Annotated in this window: 20 protein-coding genes and 2 pseudogenes; 9 read left to right on the top strand and 13 right to left on the bottom strand. The window is 42.1% G+C overall.

Annotated elements, in window-relative coordinates:
- Positions 1–311: pseudogene (locus BM232_RS14925) on the top strand (hypothetical protein); the annotation flags it as partial.
- A 154-nt stretch (positions 312–465) separates the two neighbouring features.
- Here BM232_RS14925 and BM232_RS14690 read toward each other — a convergent pair.
- Complete coding sequence (locus BM232_RS14690; RefSeq protein WP_091716214.1) at positions 466–819, bottom strand: hypothetical protein; 354 nt, start codon at positions 817–819, stop codon at positions 466–468.
- A 197-nt stretch (positions 820–1,016) separates the two neighbouring features.
- On the opposite strand from BM232_RS14690, the gene BM232_RS14685 reads away from it, so the two are divergent.
- A complete protein-coding gene (locus BM232_RS14685; RefSeq protein ID WP_091716211.1) occupies positions 1,017–1,649 on the top strand; it encodes an SDR family oxidoreductase in 633 nt (210 codons plus the stop codon).
- Between the two features lie 41 nt (positions 1,650–1,690).
- Here BM232_RS14685 and BM232_RS14680 read toward each other — a convergent pair whose 3' ends face one another.
- The 3 genes from BM232_RS14680 to BM232_RS14670 form a co-directional block, all read right to left on the bottom strand.
- Positions 1,691–2,254, bottom strand: a complete 564-nt coding sequence (locus BM232_RS14680; RefSeq protein ID WP_091716208.1) for a dihydrofolate reductase family protein — start codon at positions 2,252–2,254, stop codon at positions 1,691–1,693.
- Between the two features lie 62 nt (positions 2,255–2,316).
- Entirely contained in the window at positions 2,317–2,703 is a 387-nt protein-coding gene (locus BM232_RS14675; protein ID WP_091716205.1) for a tautomerase family protein, read from the bottom strand.
- A gap of 111 nt (positions 2,704–2,814) precedes the next feature.
- Positions 2,815–3,375, bottom strand: coding sequence for a GNAT family N-acetyltransferase (locus tag BM232_RS14670; RefSeq protein WP_091716203.1), 561 nt, complete (start codon positions 3,373–3,375; stop codon positions 2,815–2,817).
- Positions 3,376–3,631: 256 nt separating this feature from the next.
- Here BM232_RS14670 and BM232_RS14665 point away from each other — a divergent pair, with 256 nt between their 5' ends.
- Positions 3,632–5,005, top strand: a complete 1,374-nt coding sequence (locus BM232_RS14665; RefSeq protein WP_091716200.1) for an SLC13 family permease — start codon at positions 3,632–3,634, stop codon at positions 5,003–5,005.
- Positions 5,006–5,082: 77 nt separating this feature from the next.
- Here BM232_RS14665 and BM232_RS14660 read toward each other — a convergent pair whose 3' ends face one another.
- The 5 genes from BM232_RS14660 to BM232_RS14640 form a co-directional block, all read right to left on the bottom strand.
- Positions 5,083–5,526, bottom strand: coding sequence for a GNAT family N-acetyltransferase (locus BM232_RS14660; RefSeq protein WP_091716197.1), 444 nt, complete (start codon positions 5,524–5,526; stop codon positions 5,083–5,085).
- 79 nt (positions 5,527–5,605) lie between these two features.
- Complete coding sequence (locus tag BM232_RS14655; RefSeq protein ID WP_091716195.1) at positions 5,606–6,100, bottom strand: P-loop nucleotide/nucleoside kinase family protein; 495 nt, start codon at positions 6,098–6,100, stop codon at positions 5,606–5,608.
- Positions 6,101–6,182: 82 nt separating this feature from the next.
- Positions 6,183–6,881: an SDR family oxidoreductase gene (locus BM232_RS14650; protein WP_091716192.1), complete on the bottom strand. Its 699-nt coding sequence runs from the start codon at positions 6,879–6,881 to the stop codon at positions 6,183–6,185.
- 102 nt (positions 6,882–6,983) lie between these two features.
- Complete coding sequence (locus tag BM232_RS14645) at positions 6,984–7,502, bottom strand: GFA family protein (protein WP_091716190.1); 519 nt, start codon at positions 7,500–7,502, stop codon at positions 6,984–6,986.
- A gap of 3 nt (positions 7,503–7,505) precedes the next feature.
- Positions 7,506–8,225, bottom strand: a complete 720-nt coding sequence (locus BM232_RS14640; RefSeq protein WP_143092307.1) for a hypothetical protein — start codon at positions 8,223–8,225, stop codon at positions 7,506–7,508.
- Between the two features lie 600 nt (positions 8,226–8,825).
- Here BM232_RS14640 and BM232_RS14635 point away from each other — a divergent pair.
- Together BM232_RS14635 and BM232_RS14630 are read left to right on the top strand one after the other, a co-directional pair.
- Entirely contained in the window at positions 8,826–9,281 is a 456-nt protein-coding gene (locus BM232_RS14635; protein ID WP_091716185.1) for a hypothetical protein, read from the top strand.
- Between the two features lie 175 nt (positions 9,282–9,456).
- Positions 9,457–10,065, top strand: coding sequence for a hypothetical protein (locus BM232_RS14630; protein ID WP_091716182.1), 609 nt, complete (start codon positions 9,457–9,459; stop codon positions 10,063–10,065).
- Between the two features lie 28 nt (positions 10,066–10,093).
- Here the strand turns inward: BM232_RS14630 and BM232_RS14625 are convergent, their stop codons facing one another.
- The gene (locus BM232_RS14625) at positions 10,094–10,528 is read right to left on the bottom strand and encodes a DUF2214 family protein (RefSeq protein ID WP_091716179.1); all 435 of its coding nucleotides are present in this window, start codon (positions 10,526–10,528) and stop codon (positions 10,094–10,096) included.
- Between the two features lie 92 nt (positions 10,529–10,620).
- Positions 10,621–11,031 carry a helix-turn-helix domain-containing protein gene (locus BM232_RS14620; protein ID WP_091716176.1) on the bottom strand — a complete coding sequence of 137 codons (411 nt, stop codon included), beginning with the start codon at positions 11,029–11,031 and terminating at the stop codon, positions 10,621–10,623.
- 78 nt (positions 11,032–11,109) lie between these two features.
- On the opposite strand from BM232_RS14620, the gene BM232_RS14615 reads away from it, so the two are divergent.
- The 3 genes from BM232_RS14615 to BM232_RS14605 all read left to right on the top strand — a co-directional run bounded on the left by BM232_RS14615 (position 11,110) and on the right by BM232_RS14605 (position 12,927).
- The gene (locus tag BM232_RS14615) at positions 11,110–11,700 is read left to right on the top strand and encodes a class I SAM-dependent methyltransferase (protein ID WP_091716174.1); all 591 of its coding nucleotides are present in this window, start codon (positions 11,110–11,112) and stop codon (positions 11,698–11,700) included.
- 95 nt (positions 11,701–11,795) lie between these two features.
- The gene (locus BM232_RS14610) at positions 11,796–12,449 is read left to right on the top strand and encodes a LysE family translocator (protein ID WP_091716171.1); all 654 of its coding nucleotides are present in this window, start codon (positions 11,796–11,798) and stop codon (positions 12,447–12,449) included.
- 190 nt (positions 12,450–12,639) lie between these two features.
- Positions 12,640–12,927, top strand: coding sequence for a DUF3144 domain-containing protein (locus BM232_RS14605; RefSeq protein ID WP_091716169.1), 288 nt, complete (start codon positions 12,640–12,642; stop codon positions 12,925–12,927).
- A 166-nt stretch (positions 12,928–13,093) separates the two neighbouring features.
- Here BM232_RS14605 and BM232_RS14600 read toward each other — a convergent pair whose 3' ends face one another.
- A complete protein-coding gene (locus BM232_RS14600) occupies positions 13,094–13,306 on the bottom strand; it encodes a helix-turn-helix domain-containing protein (protein WP_091716167.1) in 213 nt (70 codons plus the stop codon).
- A gap of 1 nt (position 13,307) precedes the next feature.
- Positions 13,308–13,547, bottom strand: a pseudogene (locus tag BM232_RS14595) (DUF2975 domain-containing protein); the annotation flags it as partial.
- Positions 13,548–13,622: 75 nt separating this feature from the next.
- On the opposite strand from BM232_RS14595, the gene BM232_RS14590 reads away from it, so the two are divergent.
- Positions 13,623–13,891, top strand: a 269-nt coding sequence (locus BM232_RS14590; RefSeq protein ID WP_143092306.1) for a transposase, incomplete at its 3' end; no start/stop codon positions are given.

Genomic DNA, 13,891 nt, shown 5'->3' with positions numbered 1-13,891 from the left:
ATATGAAAAGCCACCGATTTGGACAGGGATTTGAATACAATAAAACGACACATAAAGAGAGATTATCTGTGTTAATCCTGCTGACAACGATTGCCCACTGGATACTGATGGTGATTGGATTAGCTGCCCGGCAAACACAGCATCATCGTCAATATCAAGCTAATAGTTTGAAAACGGATTCGGTTTTATCATTACCTTTTATTGGTTTTAGAGTCATTGCTGATAAATATGCGAAATTGAAGATAAGAGAATTTATGAAGTCTGTCAGGGCACTTCATTTATCAAGTGCTTACTTGTTTGAAACGCTATAATTTTTGTGGGGATCGTACAGACTCTGACCCTATTGTTTTTTTAATTAGGATTCCATCAAGCCTGCGAACAGCAACCAATTTGGAAAGTCACTGAACCGGAAAAATAATATACGACAGCCTCTTTATTATAAGCTGGAGCTAGTTCATTTCCTGGCTAAATGATTACAAACCCAAGCTCTTTAATCTCGTTATTCACTTCTTTTATATGGTAACTCGCCAAATATTCACCAGGGACTTTCTTACTCGTTTGTTTCCAGCAAACTACCGCCATATCATCACGACGCAACACCCCAAGTATTTCTCCCGCAGGATTCAGCGTGGTAAATAATTCTGACTCTTTCCACAGCCTTTCGACATTCTTTCTATTTTCAGGATCACTGGCTTCTTCGTCAGTTTGATATTTTGAGAACACTTCCCAATCTTTTTGATTCGACGCATTAATCACTTCGCCAATCATTGGCTCTACAATTTCAATTATTTCTTTATCTGACTTATCCGTAATCGCCATTTCTAACCGCCCTGATTCTCAAATGTAATAGACCTTACCACACATATACTTCACGCATGATGCTTAAACATGAAGCTGTTGACGTATACAAAATATGGAAATCAACACGTTAAGCGTATTTGATTATTCTTCTGAGATCACTGGTAATTCTTCCAGAAAAAATAGACACTGATAACCGAATTACACGAGGAGAAAATATGCAAACGGTTGTTATCTTCGGTGCGGCTAGTGGTTTAGGTGCAGCCATGGTCGAATATTTTCATGATCAGGATTTTCAAGTGATTGGCGTGGCAAGAGACCCGGCTAAAAACCCGCGATTAGCCGAGCTGCAACTGGAAACGCTGAGTTGTGATGCCACTGTTCAGATGCAGGTAGAGCAGACGGTTTCCAAGCTGCCAAAAGATGCCTGGGTGATATCCACTATGGGTAGTTACCGTGCTGACATACCAGTAGATTATATCGGTCATCGCTACCTGATTAATGCATTGGAAACCAACGATATCAAGCGCTTTCTGTTGGTGACATCGCTGGGTTGTGGCGATTCATGGCAATACTTGTCTGAACGCTCTAAACAAGGGTTCGGTGGAGCAGCGAGAGAAAAATCACTGGCTGAGTCCTGGCTGCAAACCAGTTCGCTTGATTACACTATTCTCCGTCCTGGCGGTCTGAAAGATGGTGACATCACCCATACTGGCCAGCTCTCACAACATCAAGAAGTCCATGGCTTAATTCACCGGATAGAAGTCGCGAGACTGGCCCATGAGCTACTTAAGACTGAACAGAGTTTGGGTCAGGTTTATGAATGTATCGATCCGAAACTGACCTGGTAAACGGGGAATTTAAACTTGACTCTGTCACTTAGATACTTTTGTTATAAGTAACGTACTGTATACCTGACTTGAATATAGTCATTTGGAAATGCTTGAGCACTAGCCTGTTCTAACTTGATAGGCTGAGCTACTTTGCCAAAAAGCGGAATACCATTCCCAAGAACAACTGGCGCTTTTGTAATGATCATTTCATTAATCAGTTGATGATTTAGAAACGAAGTTATGGTTGCACCACCATCAATGTAAGCGTTTTTATAACCCTCGCCATCAAGCCGATTTACCAGCGTCAAAATGTCTCCTGAGTACATTTCCACTTTATCTCGTAAATTCTCAGGCGTCACCTTGATCGAATTGCTCAGTACATAAATTTTGATATTTCCATAAGGCCACTGCTCTGGAGGAAGGTTAAAAGCAGCAAGCGTCTCCATACACTTACGCCCCATAATCATGCAGTCTACCGATGCAATAAAGTCATTAAATCCCATATCAGGATTCTCACTCATATCCGCATCTTGATTGCCTGCACTATGAAGCCAGTCAACACTGCCTTCAGCTGTCGCGATATAACCATCAGCGCTAGTGGCAATAAATACCGAGCATTTCATATGTAACTTAACCTACTAATTGATTACTTATAACGCTGTAAACAGGACGAGCTGCGGCCTTGTTATACATTGACTTTGTACTTGAGGTCATTTGCCTCATCACCGGTAATGCCACGAAAACCCCATTGGTATGGTTGCTGCTCTTTAATAGTGATTTCAACATCAATGGGGGAAATACACAGCTGCTTCTCAATCTGCTCGAACAGTGTTTTGATGAGTTTTTTCTGTGTCTCCGGTTGCCGCCCAGCCATCATGTTGATTTCAATGACCGTGTAAGCCTCAGACCGACCACCCGGATAGTAGAAATCAGATTTATCTAAAGGCACAAAGCGATGAGCCCGCTTATCTTCCGGCATGCCGAGCACTGACTGCATACAGGAATGTATGACATCAGATAGCTGAGCCTTAATTGGATTTAGATGATCTTTGATGCCGTAAACAACGATCATGTATGTTTCCTTTTGATATGTAATACCGTGTTAAGTAATGGTTAACATCCACCGAGTCTGGACCATTGCAAGGTAAAAACAAAACTCATCTTAAACTGAGAGTTCGGAATGTTACGAATCAGTCTTCAACGTTTTGTTATGCTTGGCCCATTCACTACGAAGAATCGCTAAAACAATGGTATCCCACCACTTAGACTTGAAGAAACGATGTTCTCTAAAGTGAGCCTCTTGTCTCATACCCAGTGACTTACAAAGCTTGATCGCAGCCAGGTTTTTACTGATTGTTTCTGCATAAACTCGGTGCACCCCTAACTCTGAAAAGCCAAACTTTAATAATGCTTCAGAAGCCTCGAAACTAAGCCCTCTGCCTTGTACTTCCCTTGAAAAGGCGCCCCCCATCGACGCTTGATTATTTACCTCTAATCGTAAGCAAACTGTACCAATGAACTTTCCTGTGTCCTTACCTTCAACGGCTAATTGATATGCTTGTCGTGGCGTCTCGGAAATTTGTTCAATGAAAAGACGAGTTAATTCTCGATATTTATCAGGCTTGCAGTCACTTTCATCGTAAAAACGTTGGTATTTCGGATCTTGAGACATACTGACAAAAGCACTCTCATCTGCAAGTGTCATATCCCTAATAGTCAAACGATTAGTTTCCAGTTTAAACATCGAATTTCTTTTTCTTCGTAAGGCCCAATGCTTGGCATACGTGACATTTTGGAGCCACAGCGAAAATCAAGCTACAGCAGTTTTTTATAGTCTTCTCTTGTTTTGCATAACGCTGCGCTATAAGGTGAGTGTAGTGAGTCTTAGTGGAGGCCACATCCTTTGTATACGGAACGAATTTGAGCAGCTTATTATGAGGTCTCTTGTCACCACTATAGATTTGAGAGCAATTCGCAACTGAGTTAATGCATTATAAACTATGCCTAATCGACTCCAACCGGCTAAGCCAGAAGCACTATTCAACCGTAAACACTTAATTGTACTTGGTGACATGCTTCTATTTGCGCTAATGCTCACCTTCTTACCATTTGAGCCCAAAATCGTGACGGGCCTAAGCATGCTGGTGTTTATCGCCATTCTTTGGCTCACCGAGGCACTGCATGTCAGCATCACCGCCCTGCTTGTTCCCATTCTCGCCGTAGCATTGGGTGTGTTTAACACCACCGACGCGTTAAGCAGTTTTGCGAACCCGATTATCTTTCTATTTTTAGGCGGCTTTGCTTTAGCAGCGGCGCTACACACTCAACAACTGGATACAGCGATTGCCAACAAGGTTCTTGCTATCGCCAAAGGTCGACTGAGTATCGCTGTACTGCTTATGTTCGCCGTCTCGGCAGGACTTTCCATGTGGATCAGCAATACCGCTACCACGGCCATGATGTTGCCGTTAGTGCTCGGCATACTGCATCAGCTCGACCCAATAAAACAGCGTCCGACTTATGTCTTCGTATTACTCGGCATTGCTTACTGCGCCAGCATTGGCGGAATCGCCACCATCGTCGGCAGTCCACCCAATGCCATTGCCGCCGCACATAATAAAATTAGCTTCGTCGAGTGGATGATACTCGTAGCGCCACTCGCCTTGCTGCTGTTGCCTTTGGCTGTCGCGGTGCTTTTTATGGTGATTCGTCCAAATTTAAAACATAAGTTCTCGGTAAAACATGAGCCGCTAGAGTGGACACCAGCAAAAATCATCACTCTACTGATTTTCGCCTTTACCGTGTTCTGCTGGATATTCAGCACACCAATCAATGCACTACTAGGCGGTCTGTCTAAATTCGATAGCTTAGTCGCGCTTAATGCCATTGTGCTGCTGACTTTTTTTGGTGTAGTGAAATGGAAAGACATCGAAAGCACCACCGACTGGAGTGTATTACTCCTCTTTGGCGGCGGTCTATGTTTAAGCGCCGTGCTTAAAGCCACTGGCACCAGCGTCTTTTTAGCCAACACCATTGGTGATTTTTTAGAAGGTAGCCACATACTGTTAGTACTGCTAAGCATCGTGACGTTTGTGGTGATATTAACCGAATTCGCCAGCAACACCGCCAGCGCCGCACTACTCATTCCGGTATTTGCAGCCATTGCCGAAGGTTTAGGAATCTCTCCCTTAGTACTCACCTCGGTTATTGCTGTATCAGCATCCTGTGCCTTTATGCTGCCCGTCGCCACACCGCCCAACGCAATAGTATTTGGCTCAGGCTTTATTCAACAAAGCGATATGATGCGTGCAGGTATTTGGATTAACTTGGGGTGTATTGCGGTGATTACTGGATATACATGGATAGTTTGGTAATTAAGGTCTACCGTCAGAGTGGATATATTTTCTACTCTAGAATCAAATACTCTGACACTATTGATTCTTGCCAGCATTTAGCACACCAACTCCATAGGCTGGAATTTGATACCATCTTTGCTAGCCATTTCTCCAGATATTTTAAAACCAAAACTTTTATAAACCGGAACCGCAAATATTGATGAGCGAACAGTATAAGTGTCTACACCTGATGTGGATATAACACGATTCCATAGCTCTTTTGATATCCCTTTACCTTGATGGTTTTCTGCAACAAATAGATGATAAATATGGCTTGAGCCTTTAATTGAGATATAGCCAACTATCTCTTCATTTAAGATATACACCAGATTTGTAAAATCATCGCTCTTTAACCGATTCTCAAATTCTGAAATTACCAGAGTGTCAGAAAACCAACTTGGGAGTATCGAGTTGTCGTCCTCAAAATAAAAATGAGATAGGGATGACACTAAATCTTTAATTTTAATCGCATCGTCTATTGATGCTTCTCGAATATTCACAATTTCTCCATGAATGCTAACGCCGCGCTCTGTAGAAATTCAGGGCGCCAGCGAGTAAATTTTCCATAGCAGTGCATTGTTATGCATTTGGTTCCACTTTGATTATATTGAAGCCTTCCTCGGGTGTCGGAGCCATAAAATACTTTGTAACCTGCTCAAACATATCTGCCGTATCCGTTGTTGCTCTTTCAGGCTGTTCTTTGCGTCGCTTCTCAATCTGTTTTAAGCAGACTTCATTTGGCAAATCGATGTATACCAGACTATGTGGAGCATCGATCTCAGAGAAAATATTTCGAAACCAACCTCTTTGTGAAAAAGTATTTGCTGGGAAGTCCATCACCACATTTGTTCCCGTAGACAACATGGACTGAACAAGCTTTTTAATCTGTGGCTTAAGTAGATTTGAACATTCAATATAGTCACTTAGTGATGAAATCTTATTTGGGTAAAGAGCCGCAAGCCATTCGTCTTCTGAAAGTAATACTGCATTGCCTTCCTGAGCGATTTGTCTTGCTTTGGTAGATTTTCCTGCACCCATCTTTCCACAGAAGAAAGTCAATGTACCCTTGTTCATAGTTGCTCTCTATTTTGATGCATAACGTTGCTAACCAGCCACGCGGCTTTTTGCGTCGACTGCATTTGCTTTGTTAAGGTAACTATATCAATCTGGCTCCACCATCAATCACCAGAGACAGTCCTGTTGTATAAGAGCTTTCCATTAAATAAATATATGCTTCAGCTACTTCTTCGGGTGAAGCGATTTTTCCAGAAGGGAACTGTTGAGCATATTTCTCCACCTCTGGATATTTTGGAGCAACAAAACCAGGGCTTACAGAATTAACTCTCATTGGCGCCAGTTCTACCGCCAACGACCGGCAGAATGCCTCCGTAGCACTATTGATAATAGACATAGTTGAAGCGTTCTTGAAGATCTTTTCGCCAGCAATGCCGGAGGTCATAACAATGCTGCCATTTTGACTAATATGACATTGTGCCTTCTGGCTGAGCTGGTATTGGCCCCAAAATTTTGTTTCAAATGCTTCTTTCGCCTGTTTGAGATCGGTTTCGGCAAAGGGTACCGAGCTTATCTCTGACCTTGCGGTAATAACAAGATGATCGATATCTCCAATTTCTTTCAATGCCTTTTCTGTTTCGTTTTCGGATGTCACATCAAATGAATAGGTCTCAATGTCATGACCAACAGTAGCCGCTAGATCATTATATTTTTCTGCCGCATTTCTGGAAGCTATAATAATTTTTCCCCCTGCCTTACATGCCTGTTTTGCAACAGCGAGGCCAATGCCGGAACTGCCTCCAACAATGAGTATTCTTTTATTTTGTAATGATTCTTTCATTATTTTTTAACTCCTAACGCCCACAACAAAAGCGAACCGCAAATTGGCGGAGCGTAGTTTGGTCCCTTGCTTGTGATTGTTATACGCGTACAGCTTACTGGACTATTTTTGCCCATGAAGCCCTACATCCAGTAGATTTAAAAACTCGTCTAATACTGGCATCGCCTCAAATCTTCCACCAGAAGACGACACCGTAGCCCAGCTCGCCTTTGAATCAAGGTATATATTTGCAACAACTTTAAATGCACCATCATCTAGTGCACCAACAGGCACCCAATAATAGTCGAGCTCCCGAAGTACATTTGGAACTAGAGACCCACAGCTCTGACAAAAAGACGATGTAAAACCGGTGCTCTTCACCCAAGTTCGGACATTCGCTTGGCCTTTTAACCAATGCAATCGATTCAATGGAACTATTGCGCCAGTATTTGAAGCTGAACCGCCCTGCTTTCTACACAAAGAGCAATGGCACTGATATATGTTTCCATTAAATTCTGAGATTTCATATTCAATTTCGCCACACAAACAACTTCCTTTCACGATTCCCCCATTGAATTCGCATAACGCCTTGGCTTTGCGGCGTGATGGAGCGCCAGTGTAGGAGCGTCCGCCAACAGCCATTTGTTAGGCACTCTCGCCGCACCTTGCACTATTTTGGAGTTGTAATAGCAACTTCAATAATGCGGTAAAGTTTGCATCGCCTTTGGTACATATTTTTTTCGAATAACCCGTCAGATCTGGTAGATACATTTTTTCTGGGTCAGGATTACCTACATAGAATTTAGGTTTTTCTATGGGAAGCCTTGCTAACCTATTTATAAAATCAGAATCCTTGCTGTCTACCATTCTGAGGTAATGGTCGACAGAAATTCCTTCATCATGGCCCGTAATTCCAGAGAAACATTGACCATCCAGTGAACCGAGACCGAAACAATTCATACTATACGTCAGTAAACCCAATGAGTTTGGCCAAATCGCGGATATTTCCTTAAGCGCTTCTTCTTTTGAGTGCATAGACCATATACAGAAACGTCCCTCAACCAACACTTCCCAGATAGGTGTGTCCTCCGATTTAGGTTTTCCAGACCAATAACCGACAGCTGCAGCCTCCCAATCCGGAAGAAGTTGTCCCTGGTCACTGATGATGTCCTCTATCCAAGCCGCATCAACCCTAGTCGATTGTTTTGCCCAAACACTAACATCAGCCAGGTACTCGTCTGTAAAGTGACCTCCCCATTTATTGGAATCCCAAATTCTGGAGAGACTCTCGATATCATCAAAAACGAATACACCACGAAGCCTCGATACACTATTGGGGTTGGTCGCCAGCCGTACCCTCTCCAAGGAGAGTTCCGCCTCCAATCTACCGGCCGATGAACTCTGAAGCATCGACGAAAGTGAGACAGATATAGCAAAATCTTTTTCTGCGTATGGCAGCGACCCAACCGAGTCAAATCCGCCACGTACTATGTTCCAAAGTACCGGCGGATAATGGTGATCTAGGTAGACGTGGCCTTCAAAAGTTCTCATTTTGTGTAATACATATTAAACAGGCGGCCTTATAATTCACCAAATAAAACCCTAACCAATTGATTATTAATGAAAGTGAATTCTCATTCATAGAATTATAAGGTCAAAATTTTGATCTCTGGGTGAAAAATAGTGCCTGCCTTTTGATATCTTCAGCTTCCGATGTTTCATGATTAGCTCGACTATAAACCATTTATTATCAGTGGCATACAAATCCATAAAATAAAAATGGGGAATCAGTTATTCCTTGAAAATTGAATAGACCTGAAATGACCATGACTTCATAGCTGTAGTAACGCTGTTGAAGTAATGGCTCTTCTATCTAATAAAACCTAACCTGCTCAATTCATACGACCTCTGCTATTATCCAATCCAGCTATTACTCAACTAACTCGATTGATATTGAGAGCTTAAATGATGAATCCAACATCCCAACGCTGGCTGTCCCTTCTGCTCTTTGTGAGCCTCACTCTACAGGCTTCTTTAGCCATGGCAGAATCAGGAACGGGTCTGGAAATAGATAATCCTCAGCAGGTTTATGTGGTGTATACCGTAGAACCGGATGGTGTTGATCAGAGTGAACTTGAAGCTATCATCGATAATCAGTTATCCAGTGCCAATATTCAGCAAAGTCCACGTGATGATGCCCAGCTATTTTTACGAGTCGAAGAGCATGCAGGTGAGTACTTGCTTTACCTCGATTTCAGTCGAACAATGCAATATCAGGCTGATGGAAAGTCTTACACCAAAGGCGGGTTTGTCTGGGGTCGTTATGTCAAAGATATCTCCGACATAGATGAGCTGAATGAAGATGTTGAATTCCTCATCAATGAGTTTGTTGAGGAATATACAAAGGCCAATAAACTGTGACTCAATCTAACATAACTCCTGACGATATCGGCAAGGCTTACGACACCATTACTCACCTCTGGCAACGCGAGGAGTTTAATATAAATAAGCACATAAACTGGTCTGCAGTGATGATGCTTTCTAAGGCTTGAATGAAACTGTAATCAGAATGAGCAAATAAATAGAAAAATACTATATGTTTAAACTAGACCACCTAATGATTGAGGTCGATGACCCTCAACAAACAGCAAATCGCGTTGCCGAATTTATGGGTTTACCGCTGGCCTGGCCATTAATGACAAAAGAGGAATACACCAGCATCGGTGTGAATTTTGGCGATATCAATGTTGAGTTTATTAACTTTAATGTCCGCTTTGGCCGGAAAGAAACACACTTCCGAGGCTTTAGTGGCATCGCTTTTACAGACGACGTCTCACTGCAAGTGTCTATGGCTAAACTAGACTCAGCACAATTACATTATCGTATTGGTGAGGAGTGTGAAGCACACACCACATTACCTGTCGAGGACGATCAGATTTTCCCTACTCTTTTTCTGGTGAAATATCACTTTGATACTACGGGCTGGGTTCAACGTCTGCATGATGAATTTGCTGCTTGTTCGGGGGGTAAATTTAATCTTGGTGGCTTTCAATCACTCGCTATCAACAGCAGTCTTCCAGACAGTGCCAAAAGCGAGTTTCAGCTCAGTTCTGCCAGTAAAAACCAGATTGTCTTTAAATCAAACTCAGGGCAAAAACAGCTTATTTCAGATTTAATTGATAATCTGGAAATCGTCATCGCTTAGCTTGGGTAAGCCAGCTTCGGATAGATTCTTATGTTAAGCCATAACCTTGGGCCATTAACACGGCAAGCAAAGGCAAAACGATAAGTAATGCTAGCTCCGTTCGGATAAACATCACCACAGATTTAGGAACGGTAATGACTGATGCCGATGATTTTCTGTTTTTCAGAAAAAATATGGTTGGATATATTGAAAGCAGACCTATCAAAAGAAACAGACCAACTTTTATATGGAAAACAGGATTTGATGAATAAAACCCGGAAGGTTTTCCAACGATAAACCATAGTGTTAAGCCTGCTGCAAGAACCACCACAACGGAAACCCCATAGACTATATCAACGATTAAGCACTTTTTAAGATCTGCATTCGTCATCTCTGATTTAACAAGTAGATGCTCAGCGACCAACATGGAAAATAAAACAAACACACCAAGCAGGTGCACATATTTCACCAAAATATAGTCCATAAAGCATCCTTATTATCTTTAGTCGCTAAAGACCAAAACTTATAATCTATGGGTTCGGTATTCAAGCTTTATTATATTTATCAGAATAAGGTTTAATTTCTTTCGTGCGCCGATGGCCTGCCCCATCGTTTAGTGGCTATATTCAGTAAGCGACGAAAGGTCTTGCACTCCATATGATTTGGCGCTTGGCACGCAGCAGCATAACGTAAACCGTCTCGCATCGCCGTCATTTGTTTAATTTTTTCGTCTAATTCATCGGCCCTTGCCAACAACCTATCTCTATCAATATCGACACCGTCCGGTAGCAGCATGACGCGGATGTCATCTAACAACAATCCAGCATTTCGACCTAGTGTAATTAATGCTAACCGGTCTACTACGCCAGGTGAAAATGTTCTGGTTAAACCTTTCCGCCCCGAGGATTGAATCAGTCCTTTTTCTTCGTAGTACCGGATGGTTGATGTTGGCAGCTTAGTGTTTTTTGAGACGTCACCTATTTTCATCTTTTAGCTCTTGACTTCAAGTTGACTTGAAGTAATACCATCACTTTCATATTCATAGCAATAAATTGAGAAATAAAGATGTGGGATGAAAGATACGACACCGATGATTATGTTTACGGCATCAACCCCAATGACTTTTTAAGAGAGAATGTGCATACCATTCCCAAAGGTCGCGTGCTGAGTCTTGCTGAGGGCGAAGGCCGTAATGCGGTATTCCTTGCCAGGCAAGGTTATTCAGTCACGGCTATAGATTCATCCAAAGTCGGCTTGGAAAAGGCCAAACGGCTGGCCGAAGAAAACCAGGTCAATATTGAATGTATTCATGCTGATCTGGGTGACTTTGATCTCGGTGAATCTCAGTGGGATGGCATCGTCTCAATCTTCTGCCCTCTGCCACCAGCTATCAGAAAACGGCTCTATCAGAATGTGATGCGAGGGTTGAAACCAAATGGCGTCTTTTTACTGGAAGCTTATACGCCAGAACAACTCCAATATGGTACTGGTGGTGGTTCATCTGCTGAGTTGATGCAATCCCGAGAAACCCTGATGAAAGAATTAGCTGATTTAACCTTTCTGCACTTATTGGAAATGGAAAGAGATGTCACAGAAGGTATTTACCATACCGGTCTGGCTGCTGTGGTTCAGGCTATCGCAGTAAAAAAGATATGATATAAAATAACCCTACTAAGTATAGCTTCGATACGCTCTAGCTATTGTTGGGTCAATACATTTAATTTTTGGATCGCATGATAAAGAGAATGTGAATGGATTTTGGATTACTCAGTATATTTTTCGCCGTTGCTCTCGCTCATTTTCTTGCTTTATTAAGTCCCGGTCCTGATTTTGTTTTAGTCGTGAAAAGCGCTATTAAAGGTCATCGTAAAAATGCCGTTGGCGTAGCACTCGGTATTACGATGGCGAACGCCACATACATCGGACTTTGTCTGATTGGTGTAGGCGCAATCTTAGCGGCATCCGTTTCATTAATGATTGTATTGAAAATTATCGGTGGTTTATTTCTGCTTTATTTAGCTTTTCACGCTCTGAAAGCCCCTAAATCAGCCTACCGAGAACTGACTGTTGCGTCTAACAACTCAGGTTTAGCAACAAACAGCTTTATGAAAGAATGTCTTACCGGCTTTATGTCCAGCATTTTAAATCCGAAAAACTTATTGTTTTATTTAAGCTTATTCACTGTGGTACTGACGCCAGAGGTAAGCCTCAACTTCAAAATTTTACTGGGTATTTGGATGACGCTGGTCGTCTTTTTCTGGGACGTCGCCATCGTTTATTTATTATCCAAACAGACCGTGAGAAATAAATTAACCCGATTCTCCTTTTATATAGATAAAGCCACAGGTGTTATTTTGGGTGCCATAGGAATTAGTATCGTCAAATCAGTTTTAGCGAAACAATAAACCGATTGTTAGCGAAACTAACACTGAAGTGATGGCGTCAATATAGCCAATAAAATTCCCTAACGGCTTAGGTAAAACCCAAGATGGCTAAGGTTTTACCATCTTCTCTATCTGCTATGATGTGATCCGTTTTAATCAGCCTGTTACCAGCTAAATATTTCAAATCTATAAAACCAATGAGAGAACAAGAATGAGTGAAAATTCACCAAGCAAAACATTTCAAGAACGTGTCGATGAGTTCGTAGCCATTGCCAATGAGCAAGCAGCTGAAAGTTCTGTAGAAGACGTTAATACAGCGGTTCTATTTTCAGCCGCCCGTTTTAATGCCTTCAGTGTTGCCCGCTCTGTTGAAAACGCAGAAAACCTACAAGCCGAAAAACAAGCCGCCATTGAATACTTCACTCAGCGTTATGCCGAAATGCTTAACCAAAACCTCGAAGAATATATCGCTCGTTTTGATAGCTATACACAGAAATAATTCACCACAAACGGCTTATAAAACTGCCAAAAAAAGGGCCAGTCCTTGCGGACTGGCCCTTTTTTATGATCGAGAACGAGGTTATACAGTTACGATGTTCAAGTCATAGAATGTCCCTACAAATAGAAATATAAAGTAGACTGACAACATAACTTTATGACCCCAGCTATTCTTCTTCAGGGTGATATTCCAGCAAGTCACCAGGCTGACAGTTAAGAGCTATGCAAATAGCATCAAGTGTTGATAAACGGATAGCTTTTGCTTTGCCAGTTTTCAGTATGGAAAGGTTTTGCTCAGAAATTCCAACTCGTTTCGCCAGTTCGTTTGATTTCATCTTACGTTTGGCCAGCATCACATCGACGTTAATAACGATACTCATATTAAACGGTATATTCCTGTTCGTGTTTCATTTCTACAGCCTCTTTCATTACCCAAGAAATCACTAATATCACAGAGCCAGTAATTAAAGTGGTCATCTCATTAGAGCCAAATCCTATGGTGAGTAATCGTTCCCCAACGGGGTTTTGAATGGTCAAAGTTAAGCTGAGCAAAGTATCGGATATAATGCCTACTATCACCCAAGCCAGTAAGGCTAATCCCATACGCTTAAAGCAGATGACATTGTCATAAGTGTAGTGGTTTAATGATCCCGGACACCATTTAAGGAGGTAATATGTCCTCCAAAGAGGTGTTCAATGACAAAACAAAGAAGAAGTTTTACTCCTGAGTTCAAGTTGGAGGCAGCCAGTTTAGTTGTCGACCAGAACTACAGTGTTCCAGAGGCTTGTCAAGCTCTTGATGTGGGCGAGTCAGCCCTACGTCGCTGGGTTAAACAGTTACAGGAAGAGCGAGGTGGACATACGCCTGCATCCAAAGCGCTAACACCGGAACAGCAGCGTATTCAGGAACTGGAAGCCCGGGTGAAACGCCTGGAGCAGGAAAAATTTATATTAAAAAAGGCTAC

This window comes from Methylophaga sulfidovorans (assembly GCF_900114205.1).
Taxonomy (GTDB): Bacteria; Pseudomonadota; Gammaproteobacteria; order Nitrosococcales; family Methylophagaceae; genus Methylophaga; species Methylophaga sulfidovorans.
Note: the sequence above shows the minus strand (reverse complement) of the source record. Positions and strands in the feature narration are given on the sequence as shown.